Source organism: Saccharothrix sp. ST-888 (assembly GCF_000955975.1).
GTDB lineage: Bacteria > Actinomycetota > Actinomycetes > Streptomycetales > Streptomycetaceae > Kitasatospora.
Map to the genome: position 1 here is coordinate 1 of NZ_JYJF01000457.1, position 379 is coordinate 379.

Genomic DNA, 379 nt, shown 5'->3' on the forward strand with positions numbered 1-379 from the left:
GGTTGGGCGGCGGATGCAGGGGCGGCGGGTCGCCCAGGAGCACGGCGGGCCGGTCCGGCTGTACGTCGCGCGGATGAACTTCTACAAGTGCGCGAAGTGGCTAGTCTCGATCACCCTAACCTCGACCGTGCAACCAGGGTACTGGCAGCACTTCGCGTATGGCGTCGACGCCTGGGTCGGACGCTGCAACGGGCGAGACGACGGCCCGACCGCGGGAGCGCGGCCCGCTCCTGCGGTTCACCCGGGGCGAGCGGTGGGTGAACTGGGCGAGCTCCGCGCGGATGCTGGTCTGCCTGGCCACCGCAGGCTGCCTGTACTTCCCGCCGCTCGCCGAACTGGTCGGCCGCCGCAGGCTGGTGGTGACGGTGCACGAGTGGTG

Annotated in this window: 1 protein-coding gene; it reads left to right on the plus strand. The window is 71.2% G+C overall.

The genetic code is table 11. The features are described from left to right. Positions 1-13 precede the first annotated feature (13 nt). A partial coding sequence (locus tag UK12_RS45310; protein ID WP_442973917.1) for a molybdopterin-dependent oxidoreductase occupies positions 14-379 on the plus strand: 366 nt, incomplete at its 3' end.